Genomic DNA, 15,035 nt, shown 5'->3' with positions numbered 1-15,035 from the left:
GCGCCGCTCGCGCGCGATGCGGGAAATGAGGTATCCGGCCGGAATGGACGGCGGCATCCTGACTTATTGCGAGAACGGCTTATGGAAGAACAAGGTTCGAGGCCACGTACGCGCTTCGAGTACCTCGCGACGCAGGGAAGAAGCCATCCGGACGGGCCGCCACATGGCGAAGGCGCGCCGGGTGGCTCATCGGGTGCTCGACGAGCAGGGCGAGGTCGCCGGCGAAGAAGACTACCGGACCAGCGTGCCGAGGAAATCGGCGCAGAAGTAGCTGCTGCCCGTACGAAGCAGGGGCGGTCGCTCCTCGCCACCGGCCGGTCGAGCACCGCTGCCGTGCTCATCCTCCGGGATCGGTGAATGTTCTCGGAGGAGCTGCCGACCGTGGCCGACCTCGACGAGCTGACGCGGTTCTACCGGTCCGACGGCGGCGACGATCTGTACGTCCGATGGTCGAGGGGGCCGGGCGTGGACCTTGCCCCGGAGCTGGCGGCGCAGGCGAGCCGCGACGGGCTGACCGGGGTCGAGCTTCCGGGGCTGTCGGCCAACTCGCTGCGGTGTGAGCCGTGGTGGCGCGGTCGCTCGACCCGGCTGTGGCTGGCCCGTCGGCTGTATGACTACCAGCACCTGCGGGCCCTCCGGGGCCCCGGCGTGCGGCCGTGGCTCCTGCGCGGGCGTGAGGTCGCCCGGGGCCCGGACAACGAGCCGCTGGTGGCTTGTGACGAGCCGTTGGCGTGGGTGGCGGACGAGGTGCTGCGTGAGGCGCGGGAGCTGGTCGACGCGCAGGGCTCTCCGGAATGGGGCCCGATGGACCGCCGGACAGCGCACCTTCCCGAGTGACCGGCGGCGCACCATCCCCAGCCGTGGTCTCGGCCCGGCCCTCCACACCGGCGTCGAACGACCGGTCCGGGGTCGTTCCGCTCGCTCGGGACCCGGCGGCGGCCGCTCACTGTCGTTTCCGCGGCTCCGTGGGCGGGTAGGCGAAGGGGTGCGGATTGTCATCACCGGGGCGACCGGAAACGTCGGAACGGCGCTGCTCGGCGCTCTCGGAACGGGGCACGACGTGGTCGGAGTGGCACGCCGGTTGCCGGACACCACGGCCGAGCCTTATCTCGGGGCTGTCGGCTGGCGGGCCTTGGACCTCGGTGAGCGTCACGCGGAGCAGGAACTGGCCGAGCTGGTCGTGGGGGCCGACGCGGTGGTCCACCTGGCGTGGGCGATCTCGCCCACCCGCGACGACCCGCCGATGGAGCAGACGAACGACCTCGGCACCGGGCACCTGCTCTCGGCGGTCGCGGCCGCCGGCGTGCCGCACCTGGTCGTCGCCTCCTCGGTGGCCGCCTACGGGCCGGCTCCACGCTGGGCCAAGGTGACCGAGGATTGGCCGTGCGACGGCATCGAGAGCAGTGCCTACAGCCGTGGCAAAGCGAGTCTCGAGCACCTGCTGAACCGGTTCGAAGCGAGTCACCCCGAGGTGCGGGTGGCTCGGCTGCGGCCGTGCGCGATCCTGCACCGCCGGGCGGCGGGGGAGTTCGCCCGCTGGCTGCTCGGCCCGATGGTGCCCGCGCACGTCGTCGGTGATCGACGGCTCCCGCTCCCACTGTGGCCGGACCTGCGGGCACAGGTCGTGCACACCTCCGACGTCGCCGAGGCCGTCCGGCTGATCCTCGATGCCCGCTTCACCGGTGCGGTCAACCTGGCCGCCGCCGAGGTTCTCGACGCCGACGCGCTCGCCGCGGCGCTCGGCGGGCGCCGCGTTCCGATGCCCCGGCCGGTAATCCGCGCCGCCGCGCACGCCGCGTGGCGGACCGGTGCCCTGCCCCTGCACCCGGGCTGGCTCGACCTGGCCGACCGCGCGCCACTGGTCGACATCACCACGGCCGGGACCGCGCTGGGCTGGCAGCCACGGTACGACGCCGTCAGCACTCTGGGCGAACTGGTCGCCGGACTCCGTTCCGGGGCGGGCGGGGCTAGCCCGCCGCTGGCCCCGCCGCGCCGCGACGGGGCCGTGTCCCGGTTGCGCTCGCTCGCCCGCGTGGGTCCGAGCCACCAGTCACAGTCCTGATCCCCACCGACCAGCCAGGAGACCTGAGTGAGCACGGAGACAGCCGACGCGGTGGTGATCGGCGCCGGGCACAACGGCCTGGTCGCGGCCAACCTCCTGGCCGACGCCGGCTGGTCGGTGCTGGTGTTGGAGGCGACCGGGCGCCCGGGTGGTTCAGTGCAGACCGACGAGGTCACCGAAGCTGGCTTTCGCAACGACCTGTGCAGTGCCTTCTTCCCGCTCACCGCGGTATCGCCGGTGATCGGGGGGCTCGAGCTCGAGCGATACGGGCTTCACTGGCGGCACGCTCCCGATGTGCTCGCGCACGTCTTTCCGGACGACCGATGCGCCGTGCTCTCCCGGGACCTCGACCGCACCGCGGCGTCTGCCGACGAGTTCGCCCCCGGTGACGGTGCCGCCTGGCGCCGGTTGTTCGCGCAGTGGCAGGAGATCCGGGATCCGCTGCTGGACGCGTTGTTCACCCCGTTCCCGCCGGTCCGCCCGGCCTTGCGGCTGCTGCGCCGGACCGGAACTGCCGAGGCCCTGCGCCTGGCCCGGATGCTTACGCTGCCCGCGCGCCGCTTCGGTGACGAGCTGTTCACCGGCGAAGGCGCCAAGCTGCTCCTGGCCGGGAACGCCGCGCACAGTGACCTGTCCGTGGACAACGCGGGCAGTGCGGTGTTCGGCTGGCTGCTCGCGATGGCCGGGCAGGAGGCGGGTTTCCCGGTGCCCGAGGGCGGGGCCGGAGAGCTGACTGCGGCCTTGGTGCGCCGGCTCGAGGACCGGGGTGGAAAGGTCCTTTGTGGACGCCCGGTGCGTGAGGTGCTCGTCGCGGGCGGCCGGGCGATGGGCGTGCGCGACCGCGCGGGTGACCCGGTCCGGGCTCGCAGGGCGGTGCTGGCGGACGTGCCGGCGCCGATGCTGTACGGGAACCTGGTCGCCGGGGAATGGCTGCCGTCACGGCTTGTCGACGACCTTGAGCGGTTCCAGTGGGACAGCGCGACGGTGAAGGTGGATTGGGCGCTCTCCGGCCCGGTGCCGTGGACGGCCGCCGAAGCGCGCGGGGCGGGCACGATCCACCTGGGCGCCGACCTGGACGGCCTGTCGGCGTTCGGCGGCGACCTCGGGCGAGGCCGCGTCCCCAGCCGGCCGTTTCTGCTGTTCGGGCAGATGACGACCAGCGACCCCAGCCGGTCACCGGCGGGTACCGAGGCAGCATGGGCCTACACCCACGTGCCCCGCGGCACGGTATCGGACCCGGCCGCGCTGAAGCATCAGGTCGCGCTCATCGAGAAGACGGTCGAAGTGAACGCACCGGGGTTCGCCGACCTGATCACCAGCCGCTACGCGCAGGGCCCGGTCGAGCTGGCTGCTCACAACCCGGCACTGGCCGGCGGTGCGATCAACGGCGGGACGACAGCCATCCACCAGCAGTTGTTCTTCCGTCCGGTGCCGGGCACGGGACGGGCCGACACCCCCGTCGACCGCCTGTACCTGGCCGGAGCCTCGGCGCACCCGGGCGGAGCGGTCCACGGGGGGCCCGGCGCCAACGCGGCGCGCGCGGCTTTGGCCCGGTCCGGCCATCTGGGCGGCGGCTACGCCGCGGTGATCCGCGCGGCGAACCGCGCGGTCTACGGCTGACCCGCGTGCGCCGCCGGGTATCCGTTACTTCCGGGTGCGTCGCCCGACCACGATGTCCGCCAAGCGAGCCAGCGCTTCGCGGTTGCGTGGCTTCACGACCAGCGCTTGGAGCGCCGTGGGAAGGACTTTGCCGGGTCCTCCGACGATGTGCTCGGCCATGCGCACCATCGTCTTGCCCGCGCCCTGGGGCACCAGGGTCAGCTCGATCGCCGCGGAGCCGAGCGGCCAGCCCTGTGCTTCGAGGGTGAGCGACACACCCGGCTCGACGGCCGTCACCACCGAAACATCCTGGATGTGCAGCGGCCAGGGGCCCACACTGTGGCGGATCCGGGTGCCGGCGGCGGGCCAGTCCTGGTCGACGTCGCGGATGTGGGAGCTGCCGACGACCCACCCCGCGTAGGACCAGCCGTCGGCGAGCACGGCGAAAACGTCGTCCGGCGACGCGTCGATGACGCGGCTGACCTCGGTCACGGTGTCCTCCACTTTGGTCGGCGGTACAGCCGGATTACCCCGCCGGCTGCGGTTGAAGCCCGGTAACCGATTGTTTCCGTTGTTTCCGCTCCCTGGCCTGGCGGTTGCGATTCGTCAGGTGATCTTGGTCTTGACGTCGTTGGCCTCGCCCGCGCCGGACGGCTGGACAGCCTTGGCGCGTCATGTTCCGGAAATCTTTCGTGCGCCCCAGGTACCGCCGGATGGTCCGTTTGATGCCGCTCCTACCGGGAATCAGCAAGCGGAGAACGGAGGTACGACGTGACCGACGATATTTTCGTCATCGGGCTCGACGAGGAGAACGAGCAGGTTCTGCGACGGCTGCCGAGTGCCGGCGCCGGCCGGTTCCATGGTCTGCTGACCCGGGACGAGCTCCAGCACGGCGAGATCGACCTGACCGCTCTGCTCGGTGAAGCACGCCGGGTGCTCGAGGAGTTCGACGGCGAGCCGTCGGCCATCGTGAGCTACTGGGATTTCCCGGCGGCGTCGATCGTCCCGATCCTGTGCGCGGAGTACGGCCTGCCGCAAGTGCCGCTGGAGGCGGTGCTCAAGTGCGAGCACAAGTACTGGAGCCGGCTCGAGCAGAGCGCGGTGATCGACGAGTTGCCACCGTTCGGCATCGTGGACCTCGAGGACCCGTCCCCGCCGCCGGGTGTGGGATTTCCGATGTGGCTCAAACCGGTCAAGTCATTCTCCTCGGAGTTGGCGTTCCATGTCCGTGACGAGGAAGCGTTCACCGCGGCGGTGGCCGAAATGCGTGAGGGGATCGACCTCGTCGGCGAGCCGTTCGATGAGGTGCTGCGCCGGGTCGAGCCGCCGCCCGAAATCGCCGAAGTGGGCGGCTCGGCGTGCCTGGCCGAGGGCGAGCTGAGGGGGGTGCAGGCCGCGGTCGAGGGCTACCTGTGGCGGGGCCAGGTCCACGTCTACGCCGCGCTCGACTCGGTCGATTTCCCGGGCCGTTCGTCGTTCCAGCGGCATCAGTACCCGTCGCAGCTGCCGGAGGGCGGCATCGAAGTCCCGCTCGCGCAAGTCGGTGACGAGGTCGTCGACCTCGGCCGGCTCCAGCGGTGCCGGTCCGGGGTCGATCCACGGCGCGCACCAGGACAGCACTTCGTCCACGCCGGGAAGCAGCTCGGCGGCACCACGTCCGTGCGGACCGGCCAGTACCGTGAGGTGGTCGGCGTGCGCGGCCACCGCCCGCACGCAGGGGCCGGCGAGCAGGACGTCGCCGAGGTTGTCCAGCCGGGCGACGAGCACGCGCCGGCTTTTCACCGCAGCGCCCCGGTCAGGCGCAGCGCCTCGGCCAGGTCGCCGGCCACCAGCGCGTCACGCCGGGCCCGGGCGACTTCCGCATCCAACGTCCGCTCCGTGGGGACGAGGACGGCGCGGGCACCCGCCGCGAGCGCCGCGTCGACGTCGGCGCCGGTGTCGCCGATCATCACGCAGTCGCCGGGGGCGACCCCCAATTCCGCGGCGGCGCGCACCACCATGCCCGGCCGCGGCTTGCGACAGGCGCAACCTTCGCCGTCGTCGTGCACGCAGACCTGCCAGGTGCCGAACGGGCCGAAGACCTCCTCGACCCTGGCGTTCACGGCCGCCAGCTGTTCCGGGCTGATCAGTCCTTTCGCGACACCGGACTGATTGGTCACGACACCCATCGGGACGCCCTTGGCCCGCAGCGAGCGGACCAGCTCCACCGCGCCGGCCACCGGCCGGACCTGCGCCGGGTCGGACAGATAGGGCACGTCCGTGATGAGGGTGTCGTCGCGGTCGAAGAGCACCGCGGTCCGTTTCCGGCGGACCGCGATCTCTCCGCGCAGCCGGTGGTAACAGACGGCGGGCGGGATCAGCGCGCTCGTCACCGCCATCCGCGCCAGTTCGTCGGGGGTCCGGGGCCCGGCGGCTATGCGCCCGGCGGCGAACTGACCGGTCAAGCCGGCCCAGGCGCCGGCGGCGGCCAGCGCCTTGCCCCACCGCCCGGTCAGGGCGAATCCGGCGGCGGCCGCGGCGGCGGTCACGGTGAGCGCGTGCAGTCCGAGCCGTCCCCGCCCGGCGCCGGTCTGCTGCCGCCACAGAACTCCGTGCTTGTGCCGCATCAACGCGTTGTCCGCGTTGCCCCGTTGAGCGCGGAGACTGGCGAAGAACCCGGCTCGCCGGGCCGGATGGACGGTGACCCGTTCGCCCGGCATGATCCGGGAGCCCGCCTTGACGACGCGCAACGCGAGGTCGGAGTCTTCCCGGAACGCGCGGGGGAACCGTTCGTCGAAACCGCCGGCCTCGACCAGCGTGGCCCGCCGGTAGGCCATGTCGGCGGTGATCCAGCGCGCGGTCCCGAGACCCGCGGTGCCCCGTTCGTCATCGGTCGGCCGGCGGTCCGGCGGCAGCGGGACGACGATCCGCCCCTGGGAAGCCCCGACCTCGGGCGGCAAGCCGGCCAGGTCGGCGGCGAGCTGCTCGGGCCAGTCCGATGCGAGCCGCACGTCGTCGTCGACGAAGGCGATCCACTCGGTGCGGGCGGCACACCAGCCGAGGTTGCGCGCGCCCGCCGGCCCTCGTCCCCGGGAGCGCAGCACACGCACCTGGTCCGGCACCGCCAGCTCACCGGGTTCAGGCCGGTCGTCGACGACGATGACCTCGGCTGGGAGTGGGCCGCGGGCGGTGGTCAGCGTCTCCAGCAACGGCCTCAGTGTGGTGCGGCCGGTCGTCGGGATCACCACGGTGTAGCCGGGGGAAGAAGTCACGGGATCCGGCTACCCGCCGAGGTTCCGGTCAAACGGCCCGTGTGCCGGTCGGCCGCTTCGGGTAGCCGGGCGAGGGAGACGACCGAGGAGGTACCGAGAGCATGCCGACGACCACAGCGGACGTACAGACGGATGTGATCGAGATCCGCGACCCGGCCAGTGGCGACCGGGTCGGGTCGGTCGCGATGGCCGGCCAGGATGAGATCGACGCCGCGCTCGCGTACGCGCACCGGGCGCAGCCGGGCTGGGCCCGGACCCCGGCGGCGGAGCGCGGCGTGCTGCTGCACACAGCCGCCGAACGGCTGCGCGCGCACGCCGATGAACTGGCGTCGCTCAACGAATCCGAGACGGGCCGCCCGCGGGACGAAGCACGGGAGGGTGTACTCGCCGGGGCGGGGACGCTGGACCAGTACGCCGAGCTCGGGCCGGTGCACCGGGGACGGAGCCTGTTGGGGGACTTCGCCGCCACCGACCTGATGGTGCCGGAACCGCGCGGTGTGGTGGTGGCGCTGACGCCTTGGAACGACCCGGTCGCTGTCGCGTGTGGACTGCTCGGCGCCGCTGCCGTCACCGGCAACACTGTCGTGCACAAGCCGAGTGAGCGCGCACCCCACACCGGCGCGCTGCTGGGCGACGTGCTCGCCGGGGTGTACCCGGCCGGCGTGGTGCAGACGCTGCAGGGCGACGGCCGGGTCGGCGCGCTGCTCGCGGTGCGGGACGACGTCGACGTGCTGGCCCATGTCGGCGGCAGCGCGACCGGCCGTTCGATCGCCGCCAGTGCCGCCGCCACCGGGGCGAAGGCCCTTCTGGAGAACGGTGGCAACGACCCGCTCGTCGTCGACGCCGACGTGGACCCGGAGTGGGCCGCCGGCCAGGCCGCGCTGGGGGCTTTCGCGAACTCGGGCCAGATCTGCGTGGCGGTGGAACGGATCTACGTGCACCAGGCGGTCGCCGAACGGTTCCTCGCCGCTCTCACCGAGCAGGCTCGTTCCCGGCGCCTGGCCCCGCTGGCGGACGTCCGCCACCGCGCCCATGTGCACTCGCACGTCGAGAACGCGGTCCAGCGCGGCGCCCGGCTGCTGACCGGCGGGGAGATCCCGGCCGGTCCCGGCGCGCACTACCCGGCGACGGTGCTCACCGGCTGCTGGGGTGAGCTGAGGGTGATGCGGGAGGAGACCTTCGGCCCGGTCGCCCCGGTCCAGGTGGTCGACACGTTCGAAGAGGGGCTCGCCGAGGCGGGCAGTGACAGTCACGGGCTCGCCGCGACCGTCTTGACCGCCTCGATGGCCCACGCCCAGCACGCCTGGCGAGAACTGCCGGCCGGCACGGTCAAGGTGAACGCCGTGTTCGGCGGGGCGCCGGGCGGGGCCGCGCAGCCCCGGCGGCGTAGCGGCAATGGGTACGGCTATGGACCGGAGTTGCTCGACGAAATGACCCAGACCAAGGTGGTGCACCTCGGTTTGCCGGAGACCGCGTGAGCTGGTGGCACGACCGCACCCCGGCCGGGTGGCTCGCCCGCGCCGTCCGGGTGCGGGGGCAGGAGCGGCACACCCTGATCCAGGCGGCCAAGGCGGCGCTGGCCGCGACCGCGGCGTGGCTGATCGCCACCCGGGCCCTCCAGCTGACCCAGCCGTTCCTCGCGCCGTACGCGGCGGTGTTCCTGGTCGAGACGACCGTCTACCGTTCCCTGCGCAGCTGGGCGCAGCAGGTCGGGTCGGTGACCGCGGGAGTGTTGCTGGCCTGGGTCGCCGCGCGACTCGTCCCCTGGCCCACGGTGACCCTGGCGGTGGTCGTGTTCGCCGGGCTGCTGGCCGGTTCGTGGCGGCGCTTCGGCAGCTCCGGGGTCTGGGTCGGGGTGACCGGGCTGCTGGTCGTCTCCTACGGCACCGAGCAGAACCTGGACCTGCTCGGGGACCGGCTGCTGGAGACCGCGCTGGGTGCCGCCGTCGGGCTGGCGGTGAACGCGCTGGTCTTCCCGCCGCTGCACGGTGACCGGCTTGCGGCGGCGGCCGACCGGCTCGGGCAGGCCCTCGCCGGCTTGCTGGAGACCACGGCCGAACTGGTCCGCCGGGACGAGCCGCCCGAGGACGTCGACGAGTGGCTGGCGGAGGCGCGCGACGTGCGCAGCCTCGTCGGGGCCGCCCGCGACGCACTCGGGCTGACGAGGGAAGGCCGCTATCTCAACCTGCGTAGCCGCGGCCCGTGGGCCGGCTGGGACCGTGAGCGTCCGCTGGAGAAGCTGATCGGCTTGTGGCTGCCCGCGGAGCAGCTCGTGGCGGCGATCCGCGGTGTCACCGAGGGCCGGGAGCCGTTCGGTTACCCGTGGTCCGATGCCCGCCGGGTGGTCGCCGACCTGTTCGACCGGTTCGCTGACGCGGTCCGCTCGACGGCGGACCCGGCGAGCGCGGTCGACCTCGACAGCTGCCGCGAATTGCTCGAACAGGTCGAGAAGCGGCTCGTCGCGTCGGACGACGGCGTCACCGCGACGTTGGGGCTTGGCGCCATGGCGCTGCCCGCGCGGCACCTGCTGCAGCAGCTCGAACAACGCTGACCGGCACGTTACGACCGGTCGCGCGCGGTGCCGAGCCCGAAGCAGGTGAAACCGCTCTGCGCGAGCATCGTGGGGTCGAGCAGGTTGCGGGTGTCGACGACGACCGGCCGTTCGCAGGCCGCGGCGAGGCGGGGCCAGTCGAGGTCGCGGAACTCCGGCCATTCGGTCAGCAGCACCAGCGCGGCCGCGTCCTTCGCCACCAGGTACGGGTCGTCGACCAGCTGCAGGCCGTCGACACCGGACGTGACCGCGGGGTCGTGCGCGGTCAGTTCGGCGCCGCGGCGGGCGAGCTCGGTGGCGACGGCGACGGCGGGGGAGTCCCGCAGGTCGCCGGTGCCCGCCTTGAAGGCCAGGCCCAGCAGGCCGATCCGGACGCCCGCGAGTGAACCGTCGACAGTCCCGGTGGCGGCTCGGCGGGCCAGCCGGACCATCCGCGCGCACTGGCGTTCGTTGACCCGCATCGCGTCGCGTACCAGGTCGAATCCGACCCCGGCCGTCTCGGCCGCGTGCAGGAGCGCCCGCGTGTCCTTCGGCAGGCAGGAGCCGCCCCAGCCGGGGCCGGGCGAGAGGAAGTGCGGCCCGATCCTGGGGTCGACGCCCATGGTGCGGCCCACTTCGCGGACATCGGCTCCCCAGGTCTCGCACAGTTCGGCCAGCACGTTCGCGTAGGACGCTTTCACCGCGAGGAAGGCGTTGCTGGCGTATTTGGCCAGCTCCGCGCTCGCGGGGTCGGTGTGCACCACGGTCGCGCCGGTCGGCTCGTAGAGCGCGGCGACGCGATCCGCGGCGGCGGAGTCCGCCGGCCCGGCACCGAGCACCACCCGGTCCGGGTTCAGGAAGTCGTGCACGGCGTGGCCTTCCCGCAGGAACTCGGGGTTGCTCACCACGGTCACGTCGTCGCGGCCGAGCAGCGCCGGCAGCCGCTCCGCTGTGCCGACCGGGACGGTCGACTTGGTGACCACGACCGCGCCCGGCGCGAGCACGGCGCCGAGGCCGGGCAGTGCGGCCTCCAGCACCCCGAGGTCGGGGCTGCCGTTCGCGCCCGGTGGCGTCGGCAGGCAGAGCAGGACGACGCCGCACCCGCTCAGGTCCGCGACGCCGGTGGTGAAGTCGAGGGCGAAGGCCCGCAGTCCCGCGACGACCAGCTCGGGCAGGCCGGGCTCCTCGATTCCGACCTGCCCGCGCCGCAGGGAGTCCACTTTGGACGCGTCGGTGTCCACACAGGTCACCTGGTGTCCGAGCCGGGCGAAACAGGCCGCGCTGGTCAGCCCGACGTAGCCGGCGCCGAGCACACCGATCCGCTCAGCCATGGGCCACCCGCTCCGCCAGCGCCGCCCTCGCGGCCGCGAGCACCCGGTCTTCGCGGAGCAGGAGCAGACCGGCATCGGGCTGGTCGGCGTGCGGGTCGCCGACATCGCCCGCCCACAGGACGACGTGCTGGCGTGCCTCGGTCGGCGGGCCCCACAACCGGGGCGGCGTCGGGCCGAAGAGCAGCACGGACGGCGTGCCGAAGGCCGTCGCCAGGTGGCCCACGCCGGTGTCGCCGCAGACGACGAGCGCCGCGGCCGCCACCAGCGCGGCAAGTTCGCCGGGGCCGGTGCGCCCCGCCAGCACCGCGTCCTCGCCGAGGCCCGCCCGATCGGCGACCTCCACCGCGAGCGGTCGTTCTGCCGCGCTGCCCGTGACCACGACCTGGTGCCCGGCCGCCGCCAGCTCACGGACCACACCCGCGAAGCGGGCCGGCGGCCATCGGCGCGCGGGATGGGCGGCGCCGGGGCCGCCCTGTTAGCCGGAAAGATCGAGTGCGACGCGCAAAGGGCGTCGGCCGCGACCTTCGCCTACGCAGCCGCGGAACGTGACGCCGTGCTCGCCGAAGCGGACGCTGCCCGCCGTGCCGGTCTTCCGGTGGAGTGGTCCGAGTAGCTGGATCTGCCGTTCCGCACCTTGGGCGCCGCCCGGCTGCGCGACCAGGTCGTGCTGCACCCGGCAAAGTACCTTCGCGGGCTCGCGGCCGCGTTCGTGGCCGCGGGCGGGCGGATCTTCGAAGGCAGCCGCGTCCGCGACGTCTCCGTCACCGCTCCCTATCGAGTGCGCACGGCCGACGGGGTGGTCAAGGCCGGGCACGTCGTGGTGGCCACCCACTACCCGATCCTCGACCGGGGACTGTTCTTCGCCCGCCTCGACGCCGAATGCTCCTACTGCGTGGCCGCCGGCTGTCGTCGGGCACACCACCGGAGGAGCTGGCGATCAGCGCCGGGAGCCCGTCGTACTCGATCAGCCACCACGGCGAGCACGTGATCGTCGGAGGCCAGAGCCATCCCGCCAGGGAGCGGGCGTCGACTTCGACCGCTACACGACGCTCACGGAGTTCGCGCGCGCCCATTTCGACGTCGCCGAGATCACCCACCGCTGGTCCGCGCAGGGCTCCAAGGCCTACGACCAGCTTCCGATGGTCGGCTCGTATCTGCCGGGTAGCTCGAAACTGTGGGTGGCGACCGGATTCGCCAAGTGGGGCCTGGCGATGGGCACCGTCGCCGGGCAGATCGTCGCCGACCGCATCACCGGCGCCGAGAATCCGCATGCCGGCCTGTTCAGCCCGCACCGGGTCAGCGTGTCGAGCGCGCCGACGCTGCTGCAGCAGAACGCGCAGGTCGCCAAAGACCTCATCGGCGACCGGTTGCTCCCGGCCGAGGGGACCCGCGCCGACGACCTCGCGGCTGATTCCGCGCGGGTACTGCCCGACGGGGCGGGCAAGAAAGGCGTGTACCGGGATCGGGCAGGTGGCGTCCACGCGGTGTCGTTGCGCTGCACCCACCTCGGCTGCCTGCTACGGTTCAACGGCGCGGAGCGCAGCTGGGACTGCTCATGTCATGGCTCCCGCTTCGACGTCGACGGCGCCGTCTTGGAAGGCCCCGCCGCTCGGCCCCTGCCTCGACGGGACCTGTAGAACGGCACGCCCGCTGGTTCGGCCGCCAGCCGGTTCTGTGCTGAGGCCGGTCGCCGACTGGGCCGGGGGCACAATCAGAACCCCACAAGCTCCTCGGCGCCTGTGCCGGGCTTCTCTTGTGGGTTCATCTGGTCGCTGATCCTTTCTGCGGTGCTCGCGATCTCAGGCACCTGATCCGCGGCAAAGTAATGCTCAGTGTGCCATGTTCGCCCTGGTCATGAGTCTGGATGCGTAGCTGGATCACCTCGAAGAGCGTCCGAAGCAGGTTCGTGGGTGCCTTGGCCAGGTTGACGGCGAGGTAGGGGGGAGCGAGTCCAGCAGCGACAGGTCCTCCGAACTCGGCTTGTCAGGCTCGGCGCTGGTCGCCTGGGTCACGGTGGCCAGCTTTGCGGCCAGGTCGACGCGCTGAGTTTCGAGGTCGTTGTAGCGGCTGCGGAGGGCTTTGGTGAAGGCATCGGCGGGGTCGCCGTCCATGGCTTGCTGCAGGACGGAGTTCTGCTTCTTGGCCAGGTCGTTCAGGTTCTGCTCGATCCGCTCGCTGTGCGCCCTCCGCTCCTGGGCCTCGTGGTCATCGATCCCCGCTAACCGGTCTGCGAGGATGGATTGCCGCTCGGGCCCGAAGACGCGGTCGGCGAGGAATCCGGCGACGGCATCGAGGATGGTGTCTTCGGAGGTAAAGCGTCTTCGGGTGGCCGACGTACTTGTCGGGCCTGCCGCGGTTGTTGTTGCTTGGCCGGCACAGGTAGTAGGTATGGCCGTGCCGGGGCTCGCCGACCATGCGACGGCCGCAGAGACAGAAGAACCGTCCCGCGAAACAGATGGGTTCGCCGGGTCTGGGGATGCGGGTTTGGCTCTGCGCCGGCTCTGGATCCTTGTCTGCCGTTGCGGCGGGCGGCGAATTCGTCGTACATCCATTTCGGGATCAGCGGTTCGTGGGCCGGGTTCGCGGGACCCAGGCTCACTTGACGGGGGCCGTTGACCTTGCCGTGGCGTGATCGGGTGGCGCCAGCGTGCGGGACTGACCCGGCTTCAGTCAGGTGAACGGGGCAATCCACTCCGGTCGCGACGGCGTGGTCACCCCGCGCCACAACAACGTGATCGACTATCGCCCCAGCCGGCCCGACACCGGGTTACGAGACATTCTCAGCGGTGTGTCCAAGCCGTGTCAGGGTGAGATCCGTGCTCGCCTGCCACCGGACCTCGACCAGCCAGCACGGAGGCCAGCCGGTCAATCGCCGCGGCCACGCTCAATGTCGCGTACACCTGCGCATAGGCCAGCTGGTTGTGTTCGGCCGCGTGCTCGGCAATCTCCCGATTCGGTCCCTTCACCGCAGCAATCCCGCCCATGTCGACCACCTTCCCTCGAGATCGTGTTCCCGATTCCGGGCGCTCCGGCTCATGGCGGAGACCCACACCTGTAGTATTCTCGGCTGATGCCCAAAGAAATCGTCTGATCCTGGATGTCCGGCCCCACACAGGAAAGATGTCGAGCAGCTCGTCGGATACACGGTGACAGCTGTACCCGCCGCCCGGTCCACCGCTGGTATGACCAGGTGGTCATCTCGAACGGGCGAGCGCGGAGAGCCGGACGCCGCGGTCCTTGCCGAAGGTTCCCTGCGCCGCGCCTGCTTCGATCAACGATTCGACCAGGTGCGGGTAGCGTCCACGTTCGCGCTTCGACTCGGACTGCGCGGCGGAGCATCGCAGAGACCGACGGTGAACAGCGACGCGCGCGCGGCCTGCGCACAGCCGGCACGAACGGATGCGAGATCCAAGTGCGCCGGTACCAGGGCACGGGTCGTACCAGGTGGGCAAGATCGCCGGATTGGCCTCTTGCCCGGAGCCACAGGACTCGGCTTTGCTGTGACGCGTCCTGATCATGTCTCGGCGCTCCGGACGGGAAGACCATGGAAGTTTCGGCGTTCCTCGACCGGAAACTGGCTCGGCGGTTCCAGACCTACGACACCGACGGTGACGGTTTCGTCGCGCGGGCAGATTTCGTCGCGGCAGCCACCCGGCTGGCCGAAGAGTTCGGTCACGGCCCGGGTTCCCCCGTCCGGCAGCGGCTGGACGGGTTGTGCCTGGGTCTGTGGGAACACCTGGCCATGGTCGCCGACACCGACCACGACAGCCGGATCAGCCCGGCCGAGTACAAAGCGGCCTTCGCGGCGGGAATGCTGGAAACCCCGGAGTCCTTCGACGCAGGGTACCGGCCGTTTCTCGACGTGATCATGGAGATCGCCGACGTCGACGCGACGGCAAACTGGTCGCGGACGAGCACGTGCGGTGGACCGGTCGGCTGATGAACCTCCCGGAACCGGACGCTCAGGAGGCGTTCCGCCGGCTCGACGGGGACGCCGACGGCTTCATCACCACCGACGACCTCCTGGAGGCAATCCGCGAGTACTACTTCGACGACGCACCGGGCTCCGCGGGCAGCTGGCTGCTGGGCCCCCTCGAATCCGCATGATGTCCGCGTACCGGCCGTGAGCGCGGAGCGATTCGGCGCTCTCGGCCTCTCCCGGCGCCCGACCGGCACCCGCGCCCGCAGCAGCTCTTCCTGAGCCAGGTCGCCGTCGGGGCCTTGAAGAACAGCTCCGCCCTGTTCGGCGCGCGGCAGCGTGC

At 71.9% G+C, this 15,035-nt stretch carries 15 protein-coding genes and 4 pseudogenes; 12 read left to right on the top strand and 7 right to left on the bottom strand.

What is annotated here, in order from left to right:
* The first annotated feature begins 43 nt into the window (after positions 1-43).
* The 4 genes from OG371_RS45340 to OG371_RS45325 all read left to right on the top strand — a co-directional run bounded on the left by OG371_RS45340 (position 44) and on the right by OG371_RS45325 (position 3,682).
* Complete coding sequence (locus OG371_RS45340) at positions 44-271, top strand: DUF2188 domain-containing protein (RefSeq protein ID WP_329063622.1); 228 nt, start codon at positions 44-46, stop codon at positions 269-271.
* Positions 272-357: 86 nt separating this feature from the next.
* Positions 358-837 carry a DUF6098 family protein gene (locus OG371_RS45335; protein ID WP_329063620.1) on the top strand — a complete coding sequence of 160 codons (480 nt, stop codon included), beginning with the start codon at positions 358-360 and terminating at the stop codon, positions 835-837.
* A 148-nt stretch (positions 838-985) separates the two neighbouring features.
* On the top strand, positions 986-2,062 hold the full coding sequence (locus OG371_RS45330; RefSeq protein ID WP_329063618.1) for an NAD-dependent epimerase/dehydratase family protein: 1,077 nt from the start codon (positions 986-988) through the stop codon (positions 2,060-2,062).
* Positions 2,063-2,089: 27 nt separating this feature from the next.
* Entirely contained in the window at positions 2,090-3,682 is a 1,593-nt protein-coding gene (locus OG371_RS45325; protein ID WP_329063616.1) for a phytoene desaturase family protein, read from the top strand.
* 24 nt (positions 3,683-3,706) lie between these two features.
* On the opposite strand, the gene OG371_RS45320 is transcribed toward OG371_RS45325, so the two are convergent.
* On the bottom strand, positions 3,707-4,153 hold the full coding sequence (locus tag OG371_RS45320; RefSeq protein ID WP_329063614.1) for an SRPBCC family protein: 447 nt from the start codon (positions 4,151-4,153) through the stop codon (positions 3,707-3,709).
* A gap of 279 nt (positions 4,154-4,432) precedes the next feature.
* Here OG371_RS45320 and OG371_RS45315 point away from each other — a divergent pair.
* Positions 4,433-5,185, top strand: a pseudogene (locus tag OG371_RS45315) (ATP-grasp domain-containing protein); the annotation flags it as partial.
* On the opposite strand, the pseudogene OG371_RS45310 reads toward OG371_RS45315, so the two are convergent.
* Positions 5,171-5,443: pseudogene (locus OG371_RS45310) on the bottom strand (glycosyltransferase family 9 protein); the annotation flags it as partial. The pseudogenes OG371_RS45315 and OG371_RS45310 overlap by 15 nt on opposite strands.
* Positions 5,440-6,912, bottom strand: a complete 1,473-nt coding sequence (locus OG371_RS45305) for an HAD-IIIA family hydrolase (protein ID WP_329063613.1) — start codon at positions 6,910-6,912, stop codon at positions 5,440-5,442. The pseudogene OG371_RS45310 and the gene OG371_RS45305, both read right to left, overlap by 4 nt.
* Positions 6,913-7,013: 101 nt before the next feature.
* On the opposite strand from OG371_RS45305, the gene OG371_RS45300 reads away from it, so the two are divergent.
* Positions 7,014-8,390 (top strand): aldehyde dehydrogenase family protein, encoded by a 1,377-nt coding sequence (locus OG371_RS45300; protein WP_329063611.1) that lies wholly within the window; start codon positions 7,014-7,016, stop codon positions 8,388-8,390.
* Complete coding sequence (locus tag OG371_RS45295) at positions 8,387-9,463, top strand: FUSC family protein (RefSeq protein ID WP_329063609.1); 1,077 nt, start codon at positions 8,387-8,389, stop codon at positions 9,461-9,463. Before OG371_RS45300 ends, OG371_RS45295 begins: the two co-directional genes overlap by 4 nt.
* Positions 9,464-9,471: 8 nt before the next feature.
* Here the strand turns inward: OG371_RS45295 and OG371_RS45290 are convergent, their stop codons facing one another.
* Together OG371_RS45290 and OG371_RS45285 are read right to left on the bottom strand one after the other, a co-directional pair.
* On the bottom strand, positions 9,472-10,773 hold the full coding sequence (locus OG371_RS45290; protein ID WP_329063607.1) for a UDP-glucose dehydrogenase family protein: 1,302 nt from the start codon (positions 10,771-10,773) through the stop codon (positions 9,472-9,474).
* Positions 10,766-11,239 (bottom strand): annotated as a pseudogene (locus OG371_RS45285) (glycosyltransferase family 9 protein); the annotation flags it as partial. The pseudogene OG371_RS45285 and the gene OG371_RS45290, both read right to left, overlap by 8 nt.
* 168 nt (positions 11,240-11,407) lie before the next feature.
* On the opposite strand from OG371_RS45285, the gene OG371_RS45280 reads away from it, so the two are divergent.
* The 3 genes and pseudogenes from OG371_RS45280 to OG371_RS45270 all read left to right on the top strand — a co-directional run bounded on the left by OG371_RS45280 (position 11,408) and on the right by OG371_RS45270 (position 12,410).
* Positions 11,408-11,761 carry an FAD-dependent oxidoreductase gene (locus tag OG371_RS45280; RefSeq protein ID WP_329063605.1) on the top strand — a complete coding sequence of 118 codons (354 nt, stop codon included), beginning with the start codon at positions 11,408-11,410 and terminating at the stop codon, positions 11,759-11,761.
* Positions 11,762-11,798: 37 nt separating this feature from the next.
* Positions 11,799-12,008 (top strand): annotated as a pseudogene (locus OG371_RS45275) (FAD-dependent oxidoreductase); the annotation flags it as partial.
* The gene (locus tag OG371_RS45270; protein WP_329073439.1) at positions 11,985-12,410 is read left to right on the top strand and encodes a Rieske 2Fe-2S domain-containing protein; all 426 of its coding nucleotides are present in this window, start codon (positions 11,985-11,987) and stop codon (positions 12,408-12,410) included. The pseudogene OG371_RS45275 and the gene OG371_RS45270, both read left to right, overlap by 24 nt.
* Positions 12,411-12,650: 240 nt before the next feature.
* Here the strand turns inward: OG371_RS45270 and OG371_RS45265 are convergent, their stop codons facing one another.
* Positions 12,651-13,325, bottom strand: a complete 675-nt coding sequence (locus OG371_RS45265; RefSeq protein ID WP_329063604.1) for a hypothetical protein — start codon at positions 13,323-13,325, stop codon at positions 12,651-12,653.
* 228 nt (positions 13,326-13,553) lie between these two features.
* On the bottom strand, positions 13,554-13,757 hold the full coding sequence (locus tag OG371_RS45260; RefSeq protein WP_329063602.1) for a hypothetical protein: 204 nt from the start codon (positions 13,755-13,757) through the stop codon (positions 13,554-13,556).
* A 560-nt stretch (positions 13,758-14,317) separates the two neighbouring features.
* Between OG371_RS45260 and OG371_RS45255 the strand changes: the two genes are divergently transcribed.
* Together OG371_RS45255 and OG371_RS45250 are read left to right on the top strand one after the other, a co-directional pair.
* Positions 14,318-14,713, top strand: a complete 396-nt coding sequence (locus tag OG371_RS45255) for an EF-hand domain-containing protein (protein WP_329063600.1) — start codon at positions 14,318-14,320, stop codon at positions 14,711-14,713.
* Positions 14,713-14,880, top strand: a complete 168-nt coding sequence (locus OG371_RS45250) for an EF-hand domain-containing protein (protein ID WP_329063598.1) — start codon at positions 14,713-14,715, stop codon at positions 14,878-14,880. Before OG371_RS45255 ends, OG371_RS45250 begins: the two co-directional genes overlap by 1 nt.
* Positions 14,881-15,035 lie beyond the last annotated feature (155 nt).

Source organism: Amycolatopsis sp. NBC_01480, assembly GCF_036227205.1.
Lineage (GTDB): Bacteria > Actinomycetota > Actinomycetes > Mycobacteriales > Pseudonocardiaceae > Amycolatopsis.
Note: the sequence above shows the minus strand (reverse complement) of the source record. Positions and strands in the feature narration are given on the sequence as shown.

What these genes read in the sequence shown, in the direction of transcription:
- OG371_RS45340 (WP_329063622.1), top strand. Translation starts at nt 44, where the DNA reads ATGGACGGCGGCATCCTGACTTATTGCGAGAACGGCTTATGGAAGAAC.
- OG371_RS45335 (WP_329063620.1), top strand. Translation starts at nt 358, where the DNA reads ATGTTCTCGGAGGAGCTGCCGACCGTGGCCGACCTCGACGAGCTGACG.
- OG371_RS45290 (WP_329063607.1), bottom strand. Translation starts at nt 10,773, where the DNA reads ATGGCTGAGCGGATCGGTGTGCTCGGCGCCGGCTACGTCGGGCTGACC.
- OG371_RS45270 (WP_329073439.1), top strand. Translation starts at nt 11,985, where the DNA reads ATGGGCACCGTCGCCGGGCAGATCGTCGCCGACCGCATCACCGGCGCC.
- OG371_RS45255 (WP_329063600.1), top strand. Translation starts at nt 14,318, where the DNA reads ATGGAAGTTTCGGCGTTCCTCGACCGGAAACTGGCTCGGCGGTTCCAG.
- OG371_RS45265 (WP_329063604.1), bottom strand. Translation starts at nt 13,325, where the DNA reads ATGGATGTACGACGAATTCGCCGCCCGCCGCAACGGCAGACAAGGATC.
- OG371_RS45250 (WP_329063598.1), top strand. Translation starts at nt 14,713, where the DNA reads ATGAACCTCCCGGAACCGGACGCTCAGGAGGCGTTCCGCCGGCTCGAC.
- OG371_RS45260 (WP_329063602.1), bottom strand. Translation starts at nt 13,757, where the DNA reads ATGGGCGGGATTGCTGCGGTGAAGGGACCGAATCGGGAGATTGCCGAG.
- OG371_RS45300 (WP_329063611.1), top strand. Translation starts at nt 7,014, where the DNA reads ATGCCGACGACCACAGCGGACGTACAGACGGATGTGATCGAGATCCGC.